This window comes from Inquilinus sp. NPDC058860 (assembly GCF_042743185.1).
Classification (GTDB): domain Bacteria; phylum Pseudomonadota; class Alphaproteobacteria; order DSM-16000; family Inquilinaceae; genus Inquilinus.
Window position 1 is genome coordinate 137,473 of the sequence record NZ_JBHYMS010000004.1, and the last position, 16,005, is coordinate 153,477.

General features: G+C 70.3%; 14 protein-coding genes and 2 pseudogenes. 5 read left to right on the forward strand and 11 right to left on the reverse strand.

Annotation, left to right across the window (positions count from 1 at the left end; translation table 11 throughout):
• Positions 1 to 49: 49 nt before the first annotated feature.
• From ACFW16_RS04470 to ACFW16_RS04495, 6 genes are read right to left on the reverse strand one after another with little or no spacing between them, the layout of a single operon-like run.
• Positions 50 to 1,570 (reverse strand): carboxypeptidase M32, encoded by a 1,521-nt coding sequence (locus ACFW16_RS04470; RefSeq protein WP_380302269.1) that lies wholly within the window; start codon positions 1,568 to 1,570, stop codon positions 50 to 52.
• A complete protein-coding gene (locus ACFW16_RS04475) occupies positions 1,560 to 2,594 on the reverse strand; it encodes an ABC transporter ATP-binding protein (RefSeq protein ID WP_380302271.1) in 1,035 nt (344 codons plus the stop codon). Before ACFW16_RS04475 ends, ACFW16_RS04470 begins: the two co-directional genes overlap by 11 nt.
• A complete protein-coding gene (locus ACFW16_RS04480; protein ID WP_380302273.1) occupies positions 2,591 to 3,595 on the reverse strand; it encodes an ABC transporter ATP-binding protein in 1,005 nt (334 codons plus the stop codon). Before ACFW16_RS04480 ends, ACFW16_RS04475 begins: the two co-directional genes overlap by 4 nt.
• A complete protein-coding gene (locus ACFW16_RS04485; protein WP_380302275.1) occupies positions 3,592 to 4,431 on the reverse strand; it encodes an ABC transporter permease in 840 nt (279 codons plus the stop codon). The genes ACFW16_RS04480 and ACFW16_RS04485 overlap by 4 nt, the downstream gene beginning before the upstream one ends.
• A complete protein-coding gene (locus ACFW16_RS04490; RefSeq protein WP_380302277.1) occupies positions 4,428 to 5,363 on the reverse strand; it encodes an ABC transporter permease in 936 nt (311 codons plus the stop codon). Before ACFW16_RS04490 ends, ACFW16_RS04485 begins: the two co-directional genes overlap by 4 nt.
• A gap of 40 nt (positions 5,364 to 5,403) precedes the next feature.
• Entirely contained in the window at positions 5,404 to 6,984 is a 1,581-nt protein-coding gene (locus ACFW16_RS04495) for an ABC transporter substrate-binding protein (protein WP_380302279.1), read from the reverse strand.
• Positions 6,985 to 7,192: 208 nt separating this feature from the next.
• Between ACFW16_RS04495 and ACFW16_RS04500 the strand changes: the two genes are divergently transcribed.
• Genes ACFW16_RS04500 through ACFW16_RS04515 form a run of 4 tightly spaced genes read left to right on the forward strand, consistent with a single transcriptional unit; the run spans position 7,193 to position 10,674 of the window.
• Entirely contained in the window at positions 7,193 to 8,182 is a 990-nt protein-coding gene (locus ACFW16_RS04500; RefSeq protein WP_380302281.1) for a GntR family transcriptional regulator, read from the forward strand.
• Positions 8,179 to 8,880: a creatininase family protein gene (locus ACFW16_RS04505; RefSeq protein WP_380302283.1), complete on the forward strand. Its 702-nt coding sequence runs from the start codon at positions 8,179 to 8,181 to the stop codon at positions 8,878 to 8,880. Before ACFW16_RS04500 ends, ACFW16_RS04505 begins: the two co-directional genes overlap by 4 nt.
• Entirely contained in the window at positions 8,877 to 9,902 is a 1,026-nt protein-coding gene (locus ACFW16_RS04510; protein WP_380302285.1) for a ketopantoate reductase family protein, read from the forward strand. Before ACFW16_RS04505 ends, ACFW16_RS04510 begins: the two co-directional genes overlap by 4 nt.
• Positions 9,903 to 9,915: 13 nt before the next feature.
• Positions 9,916 to 10,674, forward strand: a complete 759-nt coding sequence (locus tag ACFW16_RS04515) for an SDR family NAD(P)-dependent oxidoreductase (protein ID WP_380302287.1) — start codon at positions 9,916 to 9,918, stop codon at positions 10,672 to 10,674.
• 816 nt (positions 10,675 to 11,490) lie between these two features.
• Here the strand turns inward: ACFW16_RS04515 and ACFW16_RS04520 are convergent.
• From ACFW16_RS04520 to ACFW16_RS04530, 3 genes and pseudogenes are all read right to left on the reverse strand, one after another.
• Positions 11,491 to 12,120, reverse strand: coding sequence for a GntR family transcriptional regulator (locus tag ACFW16_RS04520; RefSeq protein WP_380302289.1), 630 nt, complete (start codon positions 12,118 to 12,120; stop codon positions 11,491 to 11,493).
• A gap of 33 nt (positions 12,121 to 12,153) precedes the next feature.
• Positions 12,154 to 12,729 (reverse strand): NAD(P)/FAD-dependent oxidoreductase, encoded by a 576-nt coding sequence (locus ACFW16_RS04525; protein ID WP_380302411.1) that lies wholly within the window; start codon positions 12,727 to 12,729, stop codon positions 12,154 to 12,156.
• Positions 12,730 to 12,805: 76 nt separating this feature from the next.
• A pseudogene (locus ACFW16_RS04530) lies at positions 12,806 to 12,940 on the reverse strand (FAD-dependent oxidoreductase); the annotation flags it as partial.
• Between the two features lie 2 nt (positions 12,941 to 12,942).
• Between ACFW16_RS04530 and ACFW16_RS04535 the strand changes: the two are divergent.
• Positions 12,943 to 13,464: pseudogene (locus tag ACFW16_RS04535) on the forward strand (IS630 family transposase); the annotation flags it as partial.
• Positions 13,465 to 13,476: 12 nt separating this feature from the next.
• Here ACFW16_RS04535 and ACFW16_RS04540 read toward each other — a convergent pair.
• The gene (locus ACFW16_RS04540) at positions 13,477 to 14,694 is read right to left on the reverse strand and encodes an MFS transporter (protein ID WP_380302291.1); all 1,218 of its coding nucleotides are present in this window, start codon (positions 14,692 to 14,694) and stop codon (positions 13,477 to 13,479) included.
• Positions 14,691 to 15,812 carry a hypothetical protein gene (locus tag ACFW16_RS04545; RefSeq protein ID WP_380302293.1) on the reverse strand — a complete coding sequence of 374 codons (1,122 nt, stop codon included), beginning with the start codon at positions 15,810 to 15,812 and terminating at the stop codon, positions 14,691 to 14,693. Before ACFW16_RS04545 ends, ACFW16_RS04540 begins: the two co-directional genes overlap by 4 nt.
• Positions 15,813 to 16,005 lie beyond the last annotated feature (193 nt).

Here is a 16,005-nt window from a genome sequence, read left to right on the forward strand (position 1 = left end):
CCGCTGGCGAATGCCGCGGGCTTTTCGCTCTTGCGGCCACTCGCTCTCTTCAGGCCGCATCGGCGATGGGATATTTCGTCTCCAGATAGGCGAGGTATGGGCCGGGATCGAGCCCGCGCCCGGTCGCCGCCTGCAGGATCTCCTCCGGCGTGCGCGACCGACCATGGCAGTGCACCGCGCGGTTGAGCCAGAGCCGCAGCGGCGCATAGTCGCCGGCCTCCAGCCCGGCCGCCACTGCCAGGTCCCGTTCCGCCGCCGCGAACAGCTGCGACGCCATGACGTTGCCCAGCGTGTAGGTCGGGAAGGAGCCGACATAGCCGGTCGACCAGTGCACGTCCTGCAGCACGCCGCTGGCGTCGTCCGGCACTTCCAGGCCGAGATCGGCCCGCATCCGCTCGGCCCAGGCGGACGGCAGGTCGGCGACGGCCAGGTCGCCGGCGATCACCGCGGCCTCCAGCTCCACCCGCAGCATGATGTGCAGGTCGTAGGTCAGCTCATCCGCCTCGACCCGGATCAGCCCGGGCCGGACCAGGTTGACCGCGCGCCAGAACTCCGCGGCCGAGACATCGGCCAGCTGGTCCGGGAAGGCGTCGCGCAGCAGGCCGAAATTCAGCTCCCAGAAGCGGCGCGACCGGCCGACCCGGTTCTCCCACAGCCGCGACTGGGATTCGTGCATCCCGAAGCTGGCGCCGCCGACGGCGTAGAGGTTGACGATGTCGGTTGCCAGCGCCGACCGGCCGATCTCCGGGTCGATGCCCTGCTCATACATGCCGTGCCCGGCCTCGTGCAGCGCCGCGAACAGTCCGGCCGGCAGATAACTCGGCCGGTAGCGCGCGGTGATGCGGACGTCGTCGCGGGTGAAGGAGATCTCGAACGGGTGCACAGTCTCGTCGAGCCGGCCATGGCCGTAGTCGAAGCCGACCCGCTCGGTCAGCATCCGGGCGAAGGCCTTCTGTTGGTCCACCGGATAGTCGCGCTCGAGAAAATCGCGCCGGGCCGGCGGGCGGTCCAGCACTCGTTCGATCAGCGGCCGCAGGCGGGCCCGCAGCGTGGCGAAGAGCGGCCGCAGCCGGGCCAGGGTCATGCCCGGCTCGTACTGCGCCACCAGCGCGTCATAGGGATGGCCGGACCAGCCCAGCGCATCGGCGATCCGGCGCTGCAAGGCAAAGCTGCGCTCGAGATACGGCCGGAAGGCCGGGAAGTCGGACCGCGCCCGCGCCGCGGCCCAGGCCGCCTGCGCCTCGGTCTTCAAGAGCGCCGCCTCGTGCAGCAGCGGCTCGGGGATGCGGTCGAGCGCAGCGACGCCCTCCTGCATCGCGGCCACGGCGCGCCGCCGCCGGCTGTCCTCCGGCTCGCCCGCCACTTCGTCGCGGGCCGCGGCCAGGGCGTCGCGCATCGCCGGGCCGGTGGCGATCTGCCGAGCCAGCGCCGTCAGCGTCGCGATCTGCCGGCCGCGGGCCGCGGTGCCGCCGGCCGGCATCTGGGTGCGGGCGTCCCAGACCAGCAGGTTGACGGCGTTCAGCACGTCGTTCAGCCGCCCGGATTCCTCGGCGAAACGGTCATAGCCCATGGGCGGCTTCCTTGTGCGGCAGCGGCGCGGCGGCGGGCATCGGCGCCCGGTCCAGCAGATGGCAGGCGGCGATGCCGGTGTTGGTTTGGCGCGGCAGCGGCGCCTCGGTGCGGCAGCGGTCGAAGGCGTGCGGGCAGCGCGGGTGGAACGGGCAGCCGGAGGGCAGGTCGACCGGACTGGGCAGCTCGCCACGCGCCGCCGGCACGCGGTGGCGCCGGCTGGGGTCGAGGTCTGGCGCCGCGGCCAGCAGCGCCTGGGTGTAAGGGTGCTGCGGGGCCGCGAACAGCGCTTCGGTCTCCCCGGTCTCGACGATGCCGCCGAGATACATCACCGCCACCCGGTGCGACAGGTGCCGGACCAGGCGCAGGTCATGGGCCACGAACAGCACGGTCAGGCCGAGGCGCTGCTGCAGCTCCAGCAGCAGGTTCACCACCTGGGCCTGGACCGAGACGTCGAGGGCGGAGACCAGCTCGTCCGCGATCAGACATTCCGGCTCCACCGACAGCGCCCGAGCGATGCCGATGCGCTGGCGCTGGCCACCGGAGAATTCATGCGGATAGCGGTCGGCCGCCTCGCGCGGCAGCCGCACCAGGTCCAAGAGCTCGGCGATGCGGGCCGGGATCTCCGGCTTCGGCCGCATCCGGTGCACCGACAGCGCCTCGGCCAGGGTCTGGCGCACCGTCATGCGCGGGTTCAGCGAGCCGCGCGGGTCCTGGAACACCATCTGCACCCGGCGGTTGAAGGCGCGCCGCTGCGCCCCTTCCAGGGCGCGGATGTCGACGCCGTCATAGCGCAGGGTGCCCTCGTCCGGCTCGATCAGCCGGACGATGCAGCGGGCCAGGGTGGATTTGCCGCTGCCGGATTCGCCGACGATGCCCAGCGTCTCGCCGCGCCGGACCGACAGGTCGATGCCGTTCAGGGCGTGCACCGCGGGGTGGGGCCGCCGGCGCAGCGCGTCGGCCACCGTGCGCTCCAGCCGGAAGCGTTTGTGCAGCCCGGCGATCTCCAGGATCGGCGTGGTCATGCGGCGTCCTTCGCCGCGGCGACGCGCGCGCTCTCGAAGCAGGCCACGGCAGCGTCCGGCCCCGCCGGCTCCAGCGCCGGCCGCTCGGCCCGGCAGCGCGGCGTGGCGAAGGCGCAGCGCGGGGCGAAGGCGCAGCCGGGCGGGCGGCCGGTCAAGGGCGGCGGCGCGCCCTCGATCGAGCGCAGCGGCAGCCGCGGCCCGCCGCCGCGCGGCACCGAGCCGAGCAGCCCGAGCGTATAGGCGTGGCGCGGCCGCTCGAACACGGCGGCGACAGGGCCGGTCTCCACCACCCGCCCGGCATACATCACCGCCATGCGGTCGCAGCTCTGCGCCACCACGCCGAGGTCGTGGGTCACCAGGATCACGCTCATCCCCAGCCGGTCGCGCAGCTGCAGCAGCAGGGTCAGGATCTGGTCCTGGATTGTGACGTCCAGCGCCGTGGTCGGCTCGTCCGCCAGCAGCAGCTTCGGCTCCGACGCCAGGGCGATGGCGATCATCGCCCGCTGCCGCATGCCGCCGGAGAACTGGTGCGGATAGTCGTCGAGGCGTCGCGCCGCGGCCGGGATGCCGACCAGGTCCAAGAGCTCCCGCGCCCGGTCCCGCCGCGCCCGGCGGCCCAGGCTCGTGTGCGTCCGCAGGCTCTCGTCGATCTGCAGCCCGATCGGCAGCACCGGGTTCAGCGCCGTCATCGGCTCCTGGAAGATCATGGCGATCTCGCCGCCGCGCACCCGGCGCAGCGCCGCCTCCGGCAGCGCCATCAGGTCGCGGCCCTGCCACAGCACCTGGCCGCCGACCCGGCCGGGCGGCGGCACCAGGCCCAGCACCGCGCGCAGGGTGGCGCTCTTGCCCGAGCCGGATTCGCCGACCAGCCCCAGCACCTCGCCGGCGCGCAGGTCCAGGTCGACGCCGGCCACCGCGGCGGCCTCGCCCCCGCCGGCGGGGCCCCCACTGGCCGGGAACGTCGCGGTCAGGCCGCGGATCGACAGCACCGTCTCGTTCATGAATCGGGCCGCAGCAGGTCGGCGACGCCGTCGCCCAGCAGGCTGAAGCCGAAGCCGGTGACGACGATGGCGATGCCGGGGAAGATCGTGATCCACCAGGCCTGGGACATGAAGTTCTTGCCGTCGGCGATCAGCAGGCCCCATTCGGCGGCCGGCGGCTGGGCGCCGAGGCCGAGATAGCCCAGGCTGGCACCCAGCAGGATCGACAGCGCCATGTCGGTCATCCAGTACACCAGCACCGGCGCGGCGGCGTTGGGCAGCAGGTGGCGCAGAATGATGCGGGCGTCGCCATAGCCCATCACCCGCCCGGCGGCGGCATAGTCCAACCGGTTCTGCACTTTGATCTCGGCGGCGATCAGCCGGGCGTAGAACACCCAGCCGACGGCGCCGACCGCGATGTACATGTTGAACAGCCCGGGCCCCAGCACGGCGACGATGGCGATCACCAGCACCAGGAAGGGGAAGGTGATGACCACGTCGACGATGCGGCCGAAGATCGGCTCCCAGATCCCGCCGTAATAGCCGACCAGCGCCCCGACCGCGGTGCCGAACACCACCGGGAACAGGGTGGTGAACAGCGCGATCTGCATATCGAGGCGATAGGCCCAGATCACCCGGCTCAGGATGTCGCGTCCGAAATTGTCGGTGCCGAAGGGATGGGCCCAGCTGGGCGGCTGCAGCAGGGCGCGATAGTCGAAGGCGGCCGGCTCGTAGGGCGCCGCCAGCCCGGGCGCGACCGCCAGGACCAGGCTGACGCCGAGAATGACGAGGCCGGCGACCAGGGCGGCGGAGGGCCGCCGCCGGGCGCGGGCCGTGGCCAGGCCGACCGTGGTCACGCCTTCACCCGCGGATCGAGCGCGGCCTGCACCAGGTCGGTCGCCAGGAACACCAGCGACACCAGCACCGCCATCGCCAGGGTCAGCCCCTGCACCACGGGGTAGTCGCGGCCGTAGATGCTGTCGATCATCAGCCGGCCGGCGCCCGGGATGGCGAACACCGTCTCGGTGATCACGGCGCCGCCGATCAGCGTGCCGATCGACAGGCCGAACAGGGTGACGGTCGAGATCAGGGCGTTGCGCAGCACGTGCCGGCCCAGCACCAGCCGCGGCGCCAGGCCCTTGGAGCGGGCGAAGTCGACATATTCCGCGCCCAGCACCTCGATGATCGAGGCGCGCAGGTTGCGCATCAGCACGGCGGACAGGCTCAGCGCCAGGGTCAGGGCCGGCAGGAACAGGTGCCAGACGCGGTCGGCCCAGTCGTCGCCATAGCCGCCGACCGGGAACCAGCGCAGCCCGGCGGCGAACACGGTCAGCAGCACCAGGCCGAGATAGAAGATCGGCATCGACAGCCCGACCTGGAAGGCGCCGCGGATCGCGGTGTCGGCCGCCCGCCCGCGCCGCATCGCCGCGGCGAAGGCGAGCGGCACCGCCATCAGCAGGGCCAGGATGGCGGCGAAGCCGGTCAGCGCCAGGGTGACCGGCATACGCTCCAGGATCAGGCGCATCACCGGCACCTTGAGATGGATCGAGGTGCCGAGATCGCCCTGCACGATCCGCTGCAGGAACAGCAGGAACTGCGTCGGGATCGACCGGTCGAGGCCGAGCTGGGCGTTCAGCCGCGCCACGTCGGCATCCGTGGCGCGGTCGCCCAGCATGGCGCTGGTCGGGTCGCCCGGCAGCAGCCGGACCAGCACGAAGATCACCACCAGGACGAAGAACAGGGTCGGGACCAGCTGGATCAGCCGCTTGGCCACGTGGTTCAGATTCACCGGCGCGCCTCCTGTCCCGGCGGTCGGGCGGCGTCCCGCATCACTTCGTCAGATAGGCCCCGGCGAAGATGTTGTTGCCGAGCGGGATCTGGACGAAGCCCTGCACGTTCTTGCGCAGCGCCACCGGATAGGGCGTCTCGTACAGGTACAGGATCGGGCCGGACTCGGCGTAGATCTTCTGGATCCGGGCGTATTGCTCGGCCCGCTTCTTGGCGTCGCTCTCCTTCTGGGAGGCCTCGAACAGCGTGTCGACCTCCTGGTTCTTCCAGCCCGAATGCAAAGCGTCGATCACCGGCGAATAGGCGAAGTAGGAGGTGATCTGGCTGGGGTCGTTGATGTCGTTGGTCCAGGCCGACATCCGCATCGAGAAGTCGCCCTTGCGGTAACGATCGGTCAGGGTGGCGTTGTCGACCTGCTCGATCTCCAGCTTCACGCCGATCGCGGCCCACATCTGCTGCACCGCGGCGCCGATGCCGAGCTGGTCCTGGTTGCCCGGCAGCGCCATCACCTTGGTGCTGAAGCCGTCGCCGAAGCCCGCCTCCTGCAGCAGCTGCTTCGCCTTGGCGGCGTCGTAGGGGTACAGCGGCGTGTCGCCGGAATGGTACAGCGTGGTCGACGACATGAAGGAGGTCTGCGGCGTGCCGACGCCATGGGTCACGATCTGGATGATCGCATCCTTGTCGACGGCGTAGTTCAGCGCCTGCCGCACCTTCTCGTTGGCCAGCGGGTTGTCGCTGCCGTCGGTCAGCTTCGGCCGGACGTTCATGGTGACGAACTGCACCCGGGTCGACGGGTACAGCTGCATCTGCAGGTCGGCATCGCCCTTCAGCTCGGCGACCCGCGCATAGGGGATGAACTCGGCGCCGTCCAGCTCTCCCGACTGCAGCTTCAGGATGCGGGTGGCGTCGTCCGGGATGATCTCGAAATCGACCGCGTCGAGATAGGGCAGGGGCTTCCCGTCCTCGCCCGGTTTCCAGTAATGGGGGTTGCGCACCAGCCGCATCGACGACCCGCGCTCCCACTTGTCGAACATGAACGGGCCGGAGCCGACCGGGTGCTCGGCGAAGGCGTGCGCCTTCTCGGCGTCGGTGGCGCCCGGCGTGGCCTCGAAGGCGGCTTTCGGCAGGATCGCGGTGTTGAAGGTCGACAGCGCGGCGATGATCGTCGGGTCCGGATGCTGCAGCTTCAGCACCACGGTCGTCGGGTCCTGCACCGTAACCTCTCCGATCGAGGCGATCAGGCTGTTCCAGATGCCGTTCTTCGGGTTGCGCGCCCGGTCCAGCGACCATTTCACGTCCTCGGCCGTGATCGGCTTGCCGTCCGAGAATTTGGTGCCCTCGCGCAGGGTCAGGGTGACCGACAGGCCGTCATCGGAGACCTTCCAGGCGGTGGCCAGGCCGGGTTCCACCGACGTCCCGTCGGCCGATGGCTGCAGCAGCGTGTCGTAGAGATTGGTCAGGATCCAGATGTCGACATTGGCGTCGTTCAGCACCGGGTCGAGGAACAGGCTGTCGGCATAGCGCCCGTAGCGCAGCTCGCCGCCGCGCTCGACCGCCAGCGCCCCCGCGCTGGTCCCTGCCAGCAAAACCGCCGCCACGGCTGCTTTCAGCAGCATCCTCATCGCGACCTCCACTGTTGATTGAAGCCCTCCCGGGTCGCCATGTGTTCTGGCGCATTAGAACGCTAGCGCCATGGCGACGAAGGAGTCAATCGACGTCGGGTGCGCTGGATACCGAAACAATCGCAATAGCTTGGGTGGAATCTGGAAACCGCGTTGCCGTCACTCGAATGAGTGTGCTAGTGGACTGATACAGGAGAAGTCTCGCCCCATGAAGCTGCAGATCGACCGCGAGCTGCCGGTGCCCCTCGGGCTCCAGGTTAAGGGCCTGATCGAATACGGCATCGCCTGCGGCGAGCTGAGCCCGGGTGAGCGGCTGCCCTCGGTGCGCGAGCTGGCGGAGTCGCTGGCGGTGGCGCCGATGACGGTGGCCCTGGTCTATCGCGGCCTGCGCGAGGCCGGGCTGATCGAGACCCGCCGCGGCCGCGGCAGCTACGTCGCCGAAAGCGGGGAGCCGCGCCGGCGGCCCCGCACCGAGATCACCGAGATCCAGCGCCGGCTCGACCACCTGATCGACGACGCCGTTGCGGTCGGGCTGACGCCGGCCGACCTGACCGGCATGGTCCAGGCGCGCCTCGCCCGGCGCCGGCCCCGGCGACGGGTCCGCACCGTCGTCATGCTCGGCCTGTTCCACGACGCCACCCGCGCCTATGCCGGGGCGATCCAGGCCCGATTGCCGGACGGCACGGCGGTGCAGCCGCTGACCATGGACGAGCTGCGCGGCGACGGGGCGGCGCGCCGCCAGGCGGCGGAGGCCGAGCTGGTGGTGACCTTCCCCAACCGCCAGCGCGAGGCCGCGGCGCTGCTGCCGGACAGCCGGGTGGTGGCGATCCGCTTCATCCCGTCGGAGGAGACGCGGCGGGCCCTGGCCGGGCTGGATCCGCTGGCCCGGCTCGGCATCGCCTCGCGCTTCGCCGATTTCCTGCCGATCATGAAATCCGGGGTGCAGCGCTTCGCCCCGCATGTCCGCCAAGTCGCCGGCGCCGCGCTGGGCACCCCAGCGCTCGACACCGTGGTCGACCAGTCCGACGTCATGGTGCTGTCGACCGGGGCTGAGAGCGTGCTGCCCCGGCTGCGCCCCGGGGTCAGGGCGATCGAATACCGGCACAGCCCGGACCCGGTGGATATCGACCAGCAGATCGTCCCGTTGCTCTCGCCCGTGGCTGAGGGCATCGCCGAACCGCAGGAGGCCGTGCCATGAAGATCAGCGAGATGAACTGGAGCCAGGTCGAGGCCTGGCTGCAGCGCGACGACCGCGCCGTGCTGCCGCTGGGCAGCACCGAGCAGCATGCGGGCTTGAGCCTGTCGGTCGACAGCATCCTCAGCGAGCGGGTCGGGGCCGAGGCGGCGGAGCCGTTGGGCGTGCCGGTGTTCCCGGTCGTCGCCTATGGCATCACCCCCTATTTCCTGGCCTATCCCGGCACGGTCAGCCTGCGGGTCGAGACCTATGCCCGGCTGGTGTACGACATCCTGGACAGCCTGCACCGCGCCGGCTTCCGCCGCATCCTGATCGTCAACGGCCATGGCGGCAACCAGCCGGCCCAGTCGGTGGCGACCGAATGGATGACCGACCATCCGGGCACCGCGGTGAAGTTCCACAACTGGTGGAACGCGCCGGAGACCTGGGCCAAGGTGCAGGCGATCGACGCCCAAGCCTCGCATGCCTCCTGGATGGAGAACTTCCCCTGGACCCGGCTGGCTGGGGTCGACCAGCCGACCCAGCGCAAGCCGATGATCGATTTCGCCCGGATGCGGGTGATGGATCCCGAGGCGGTGCGGCGCTATCTCGGCGACGGCAATTTCGGCGGCTACTACCAGCGTGCCGATGAGGAGATGCAGGCGATCTGGGACGTGGCGGTGGCCGAGACCCGGGCCCTGATCGAAGGGCCCTGGGCATGAGAGACTCTCCGCCGATCCTGATCTGGGGCGCCGGCGCCATCGGCGGCACGGTCGGCGCCGCCCTGCTGCGCGCCGGGGTGGATGTGCTGTTCGTCGACCAGGTTGCGGAGCATGTCGCGGCGATCAACGCGCGCGGCCTGCGCATCACCGGGCCGATCGCCGAGTACATAGTGCCGGCCCGCGCGGTGACGCCGGACGCGGTCGAGGGCGAATTCGACCGCATCTTCCTCTGCGTCAAGGCGCACCATACCGAAGCGGCGATCGAGGCCGCGGCGCCGCATCTGGCCCGCTGCGGCTATGTCGCCTCGTTGCAGAACGGGCTGAACGAGCGGGTGATCGCCGCGAAGATCGACAAGGCCCGCACCCTCGGCTGCTTCGTCAATTTCGGCGCCGACTACATCGAGCCCGGCGTGATCCTCTACGGCGGCCGCGGCGCGGTCGTGGTCGGCGAGCTGGACGGCGACCGCACGCCGCGGATCGAGCAGCTGCACGGCCTGCTGCGCCGGTTCGAGCCGCAGGCGGTGCTGACCGACAACATCTGGGGCTATCTCTGGGGCAAGCTGATCTACGGCGCTCTGCTGTTCGCCACGGCCGTGACTCCGGACTCGATCGCCGACGTGCTGGCGGCGCCGCGCTATCGGCCGATCCTGACCCGGCTGGGGCTGGAGGTCGGCGCCGTCGCAGCGGCGGCGGGGATCCGGCCGGAGTCGTTCAACGGATTCGACTCGATGGCGTTTCGCCCCGGCGCGCCGGCGGAGGCGACCACCAAATCCTTCGACGACATGGTGGTGCACAACCGCAAATCTGCGAAAAGCCATTCCGGCATCTGGCGCGACCTGGCGGTGCGCCGCCGGCCGACCGAGGTCGACGCCCAGCTCGGCCCGATCGTGGAGATCGGGGCGCAGCACGGCGTGCCGACACCGATCACGGCGCGGCTGATCGCTCTGGTGCACGACATCGAGGCCGGGCGGCGCGAGATGGCGCTGGCCCTGCTGGACGAGCTGGATACCGTTTCCGCCTGAGCGGGAGGCGAGGATGACGCAGGACTTCACCGGCCGGACCGTGATCGTGACCGGCGCGGCCCACGGTTTCGGCCGGGCGATAGCCGCCGCCTTCGCCGGGCGCGGCGCGCGGGTCTGGGCCTGCGACGTGCTGGCGGAGGAGCTGGCCGGGACCGGACGGCTGATCGGGGCCGAGGGAGCGGTCCGCACCGTCGACGTCACCGACCGCAGTGCGGTCCAGGCGCTGGTGGCGGAGGCCGAGGCTGCATCGGGCGCGGTCGACGTGCTGGTCAACAATGCCGGCGGTGTGCTCGGCCAGGTCGGCCGGCCGATCGAGGAGATCGGTCCGCAGGCCTGGCAGGCGATCTTCGACGTCAACCTGTCCGGCGCGTTCTGGTGCGCCCAGGCGGTGGCGCCGGGCATGAAGCGCCGCGGCGGCGGCCGCATCGTCAACATCTCCAGCGGCGCCGGGCTCGGCGTCAGCCTGACCGGGATCCAGGCCTATGCCAGCGCCAAGGCCGGGCAGATCGGCCTGACCCGCCAGCTGGCGCATGAGCTCGGGCCCTGGGGCATCACCGTGAACAACGTCGCGCCCGGCTTCGTCCGCTCCAACCCGACGACAGAGCTGCAATGGGAGGCGATGGGCGAGGCGGGCCAGGCCCGGCTGATGGGGTCGATCGCGCTGCGGCGGCTCGGCACGGTCGATGACATCTCCGCTGCTGTACTGTTCTTCGCTTCCGACGCGGCCGGCTGGATCACCGGTCAAGTGCTGAGCGTCGACGGAGGAAAGTGAACCCGTGCGGCACCCGTTTGCCCGCGCCGCGGTTCGGTTTAAAAACGTGCACCGTCCCTGTTCGCGGCAAAGGCCGTGCCTGCCTGTGGGCCGTCGCCTCGTGATGGTTGTTGCCGATCAGCATCAGCCTGATCGGCAGGTGGCAGGCTGGTTTGGTCGGAGAAGAGGGATTCAAGTGTAGTTGGCCGCGGGTCCAGGATTTGAACCTGCGTCGGTCCCAGGACTCGAGGGTAGCGGACAGAGGTAGGTCTCGCCAACCCAAGCGGCGGCGACACGCCTGCGCTTGCTTCGACCTCAGCCTCGGGAGGTGCGGCATCGGCCCTACATTGATTGCCTTGCCCCAGCGATTTCTCAACGAGCCTGTTTCCGCTCTGTCAGGTGGCGACGACCCTCGTTCAGGATCTGCTCGACCCCTTCTGATCGGCGAACCCGTTGCTCAAGTTCGTCAACAAGGGCCTGAACGTCTTCAGAGTACGTGCTATGGCCGTGCAGGTTCCGGTGCAGTTGAAGCGCCAGAATCTCCGTCTCGGTGAGGGCATAGCTTCGGCGATAGGGCATGACTTGGTGCCTCCCGTCACGATTATGCAACAGTCCGATCAATACCATCCGAGTGTGACATCGACATTAGGACCATAGGTCCGCTGCTCGCTGACGCGGTGGCAGAGGGAGCACCCAAAGCCCCATGTTGTGGCAGGCAATCGACCTCCTGCCGGCCACGTCCGCAGTGGCTTGAGCCCGTGTGGAAGCACCTGGGCAACGATCGCTGGCCCGGAGGGTCAGCCGACATAGAATGATCGAAGTGAGCAGGGGCGATTCCTAGAAGTCGATGGCGGCGCCGGAGACGACCTCCCTCACGATCGAGGTCAGCCGGGTCCGCTGCGAGTGGAGGAGGCGATCCAATTCCTGGATAGCTTGGTGCGCCGAGCTTCCCTTGAGAGCGGCGACCAGGGCGCTGAGCTGTTCCCGGACCTGGCCGGCATGCCTCGAGCCGCAGTCGATGAGACGGACATATCGTGTCCGCTCGTTGCATTGCCGCGTCAGCCTGACGAGCTCGCGATTGAGCGACATGCGGGCGATCTGCTCATGGAGACGTTCCAGCTGGATGCACAGCAAGCGTGTGGCGTCGGACGCAGCCATGTCGGCGTCCTGTCCGAAAAGAGGCGCCGCCGAGAAATCGTCCTTCCGCGCTTCGAGCGAGCTGCGCAGCACCATGTGCAGAAGGCCGTACAGGTCGTCGATCTCGTGCAGATCCGGGATCTTGGTGAAGAAGCCCCGGTTCGGCTGGGTGGTGATCAGCCCCTCGTCGGTCAGCCGGATCAGCGCTTCGCGGACAGGGGTGACGCTGACCTTCAGAGTGGTCGACAGCTCGTTGATGTGCAGATGCTCACCGGGACGGAACTGGAAATCGACCACCAGCTCCTTCAGCTTCGAATAGACCGAGGCCACCTTCCGGGTCTCGACGCCGTAATACATGTCGGTTCACTCCGCGGGGCAGGCCATCGCTCCGGGGGCGCCGGCAAGGGCCGGGTCGCGCTGGAAGCGATCGACTCGAAAGGGGGCGACGGGCAGGGAGGCGGTCCCGTCGAGCGCGAGTTCGGCGAGGATGCGGCCGATCACCGGGCCGAGCTGGAAGCCGTGCGCGGAGAAGCCGAAGGCGTGGAACGCCCCCGGCGCCGCGGCGCTGGGGCCCAGCACGGGCAGCCCGTCGGGGGTGAAGCCCTCGATGCCGGACCAGAAGCGCACGATCGACGCCCGCGCCATGATCGGGAACAGCGCCGCGGCATTGCCGGCGGCCCGGGACAGGGCGCGGACATCGATCGTCGCGGCGTTGCTGTCCAGGTCGACCGGGGCCCGGTGGCCGCCGCCGATCAGGACGGTGCCGTTCTCGAACTGCTTGAAGGACAAGGCGCGCCCGGCGGCACCGACCACCGGCCCTACGAAGCGCGGCATCCGGGCCGTGACCATCATCATCGATCCGTTCGCCGTCAGCGGCACGGCATCGCCGAGCGCCGCCGCCAGCCGTTCGCCCCAGGCGCCGGCGCAGTTGAACAGCAGGGCCGAATCGTGCCGCTCGCCCCCCGGCGGTCACGCGCCAGCTGGCGCCATCCGGGCGGGTCACCGCCGTGACCGCGGCGCCCTCGATGATGCGCACGCCTTCGCCTTCGGCCGCGCGCCGGAACGCCGTCGTGGTCCGGAACGGGTCGGCGAAGCCGTCATCGGCGACGTGCAGCCCGCCCAGGCAATGCGGCGCGACTTCGGGCAGCAGCCGATCCGTCCCGCCTGGTGTTCATCGACGAGACCTGGGCCAAGACTAACATGGCGCCGCTCCGGGGCTGGGCGCCGCGCGGCCAGCGGCTCAAGGCCAAGGTGCCGCACCGCCGCTGGAAGACCATGACCTTCCTGGCGGCGCTGCGGCAGGACCGCGTCGATGCTCCCTGGCTCCTCGACGGGCCGATCAACGGCGAACGCTTCCGCCTCTATGTCGAGCAGGTGCTCGTCCCCACCCTCCGCCCGGGTGACGTCGTGATCCTCGACAATCTCGGCTCGCACCGCGGCAAGGCCGTCCGCCAGGCCATCCGGAACGCCGGCGCCAAGCTCTTCTTCCTGCCGAAATACTCCCCCGACCTCAATCCGATCGAGTTGCTCTTCGCCAAGCTCAAACACCTCCTGCGCAAAGCCGCCCGCCGCACCGTCGACGCAATCTGCGACGCCATCGGCACCATCCTCGACACTGTCACTCCGCAGCAGTGCCGCAACTTCTTCGCCCAAGCCGGATATGACCTCAGATAAATTCATCCCGCTCTAGGCCGGGCTGCCGTCCCGCACCGGCAGGGCGAAGCGCCGGCGCAGACCCACCCCGGCCGCCAGCGTGGCGCCCGCCGCCAGGAAGCTCGCCTCCAGCCCGCCGGCGGCAGCGATCTCGCCCCAGATCACGCTGCCGACGGCCAGGCCGCCGAAGGCGCAGGTCATGTAGGCGGACAGGGCCCGGCCGCGCAGCTCGGGCTGCGCCGACAGCTGCATGGTGGTGTTCAGCGTCGACAGCATGGCGATCCAGCCGATGCCGGCGAGGCCCAGCAGCGCCATGGCGGCGGCGGCCGGCGGCGCGGCCGACAGGCCGGCCAGCACCGCGGCGAAGAGCAGGCTGGCGCCGCTCAGCACCGTTTCCGGCGGCCAGCGCCGGCGCAGTCCGGCCAGCAGCACCGCCCCGGCCACCGCGCCCGCGCCGAAGGCCCCGAGCAGGAGGCCGTACAGCAGGGCGCCGCCGGCCAGCCCCGAGCGGGCCAGGACCGGCAGCAGGGCCAGCACCGCGCTGGCCGGGATGCCGACCGCCACGGCGCGGACCAGCACCGCCCGCAGAACCGGGCTGGCCAGGATCGAGCGCACCCCGCTGCGCAGCATCGCCCGGTCGCCTCCCCGGCCCGGGCGGGCGGCCGGCCGGCGCAGGCGGCGCAGCAGCACGGCGATCAGCACCAGCGAGGTCAGGACGTTGATCAGGAAGGCCGGGGCGGCGCCGAGCGTCGCCACCACCATGCCGCCGACGAAGGGGCCGACGACCCGCGACAGGTTGAAGCCGACGCTGCTGAGGACGACGGCAGCCGGCACCTGCGACGCCGGTACCAGGTCGCAGATCGCGGCCTGCCAAGCCGGCCCGCGGATGGCGATGCCGGCCCCGATCAGGAAGGTCAGGATCAGGATCGCCGGCGGCGTGGCGATGCCCTGCAGCACCAGCCCGGCCAGGACCAGGGCGGCGACGGCGCTCCAGCTCTGCGCCAGAAGCTGGACCAGCACCCGGTCGCGCCGGTCGGCCAGGACGCCGCCGACCAGCGAGAACAGGACGACCGGGGCGGAGCTGGCGGCCTGCACCAGCGCGACCTGGTCGGCCCCGCCTTCGACCAGCAGCCAAGCGGCGCCGACGGTCTGCGCCCAGGCGCCGATATTGGCGATCATGGTCGCGATCCACAGCGACCGGAAGGCCCCGGACCGCAGCGGTGCGCAGGCCGCCCGCAGTGCCGCCGTCACGCCGCTTCGGCGCCCATGACGGTGCGCGGGCCTCCGGTCAGGGTCTCATGGATGCTCTGCGCCACATAGAGGTCCAGCACCGGCAGCCCGACGCAGGTCAGCAGCGCCGGCCGGCGCCAGGCGGCGCCCTGGCCGGCCATGGCCTGCCAGGCGCTCAGGATCTGGTAGCGCCCGGCCTCGGCCTCCAGCGACCGGCCGGAGCGGGAGAAGTACAGCGCCAGGCTCTGTGAGTTGCGGTGGCTGACCGAATGCACGTCGTCGCACATCACCGTGCCGCTCTCGAGCATGCTGCGGATCAGCGCCGGCGGGGTCTCGTCGCCGCCGAGATGCAGCACCACCGCCTCCGGCCCGATCGACGCCGCGTCGAACACCGGCTCGCGGGCATTGGACGCCGTGACCACCAGCCGGCAGGCCGGCAGGCGACCCTCGTCCGCCACCGCGATGACGGGGAAGGCAGTGCGGGCGGACTGCTCCGCGGCGAAGGCGGCGGCGCGCTCCGGCGTCCGGCTCTTGACGTAGACCGCGGCGATCCGCGGGCCGTGATGCGCCTGCAGGTCGGCGACCAGCTTCTCCGCCACCGCGCCGGCCCCGAACAGGAAGACGGCGAAGGAGGGCAGCCCGGCCAGGAACAGGTCGACGGCGATCGAGGCATAGGCGCCGGTGCGCGCGGCCGAGATCTCGGTACCGTCATAGACCGCCAGCGGCTGCATCGTCAGCTTGTCGAACAGCAGGATGGTCGAGCGCGACCGCGGCAGGTTGAGCAGGCGGTTATAGGCGTTGGAGCCGACGATCTTCACGCCGCCATAGCGGTCGTTGACACTGACCAGCGCGCTCAGCTTCCAGTTCAGCCGCTCCTGGGTGAAGCGGCTGTCCAGCGCCGAGGATTGCAGCAGCTCCAGCAGCTCGGGCTCACCCGGCTGCAGCACCACCTTCTCGCCATAGGCCGTGCCGGCGGCGACCGCCTTCAGCGCCGCACGCACCAGCCGCCCGACATGGGCCGGGTCCAGCGCGGCCGGTCGCGGCGGCTCGATCGGGTCGCCGGCGAGGCGCAGGGGCGGCAAAGCGGGCGGGGCCGCCGGCAGGCGCAGGGTCGGATCGTAAAGGCCGAGACCGGTCATGTCTCACTCCCGAGCGTGAAGGCAGAAATCCTGTCGGCGTACGCGAAGTTCAGAAAAGTCGTTCGATCGATTCGGATAGATTCCAGATTGCATTTCGAGAGTCAATATAGTGAAAGATGAATTTATTCTTAATATTTGATTCTACTTTAATCTATGACGACGAATGAGTGGACTTGTTTCCGAAAGCTTTATT

What these genes read in the sequence shown, in the direction of transcription:
- ACFW16_RS04500 (WP_380302281.1), top strand. Translation starts at nt 7,193, where the DNA reads ATGAAGCTGCAGATCGACCGCGAGCTGCCGGTGCCCCTCGGGCTCCAG.
- ACFW16_RS04475 (WP_380302271.1), bottom strand. Translation starts at nt 2,594, where the DNA reads ATGACCACGCCGATCCTGGAGATCGCCGGGCTGCACAAACGCTTCCGG.
- ACFW16_RS04480 (WP_380302273.1), bottom strand. Translation starts at nt 3,595, where the DNA reads ATGAACGAGACGGTGCTGTCGATCCGCGGCCTGACCGCGACGTTCCCG.
- ACFW16_RS04545 (WP_380302293.1), bottom strand. Translation starts at nt 15,812, where the DNA reads ATGACCGGTCTCGGCCTTTACGATCCGACCCTGCGCCTGCCGGCGGCC.
- ACFW16_RS04515 (WP_380302287.1), top strand. Translation starts at nt 9,916, where the DNA reads ATGACGCAGGACTTCACCGGCCGGACCGTGATCGTGACCGGCGCGGCC.
- ACFW16_RS04505 (WP_380302283.1), top strand. Translation starts at nt 8,179, where the DNA reads ATGAAGATCAGCGAGATGAACTGGAGCCAGGTCGAGGCCTGGCTGCAG.
- ACFW16_RS04495 (WP_380302279.1), bottom strand. Translation starts at nt 6,984, where the DNA reads ATGAGGATGCTGCTGAAAGCAGCCGTGGCGGCGGTTTTGCTGGCAGGG.
- ACFW16_RS04470 (WP_380302269.1), bottom strand. Translation starts at nt 1,570, where the DNA reads ATGGGCTATGACCGTTTCGCCGAGGAATCCGGGCGGCTGAACGACGTG.
- ACFW16_RS04510 (WP_380302285.1), top strand. Translation starts at nt 8,877, where the DNA reads ATGAGAGACTCTCCGCCGATCCTGATCTGGGGCGCCGGCGCCATCGGC.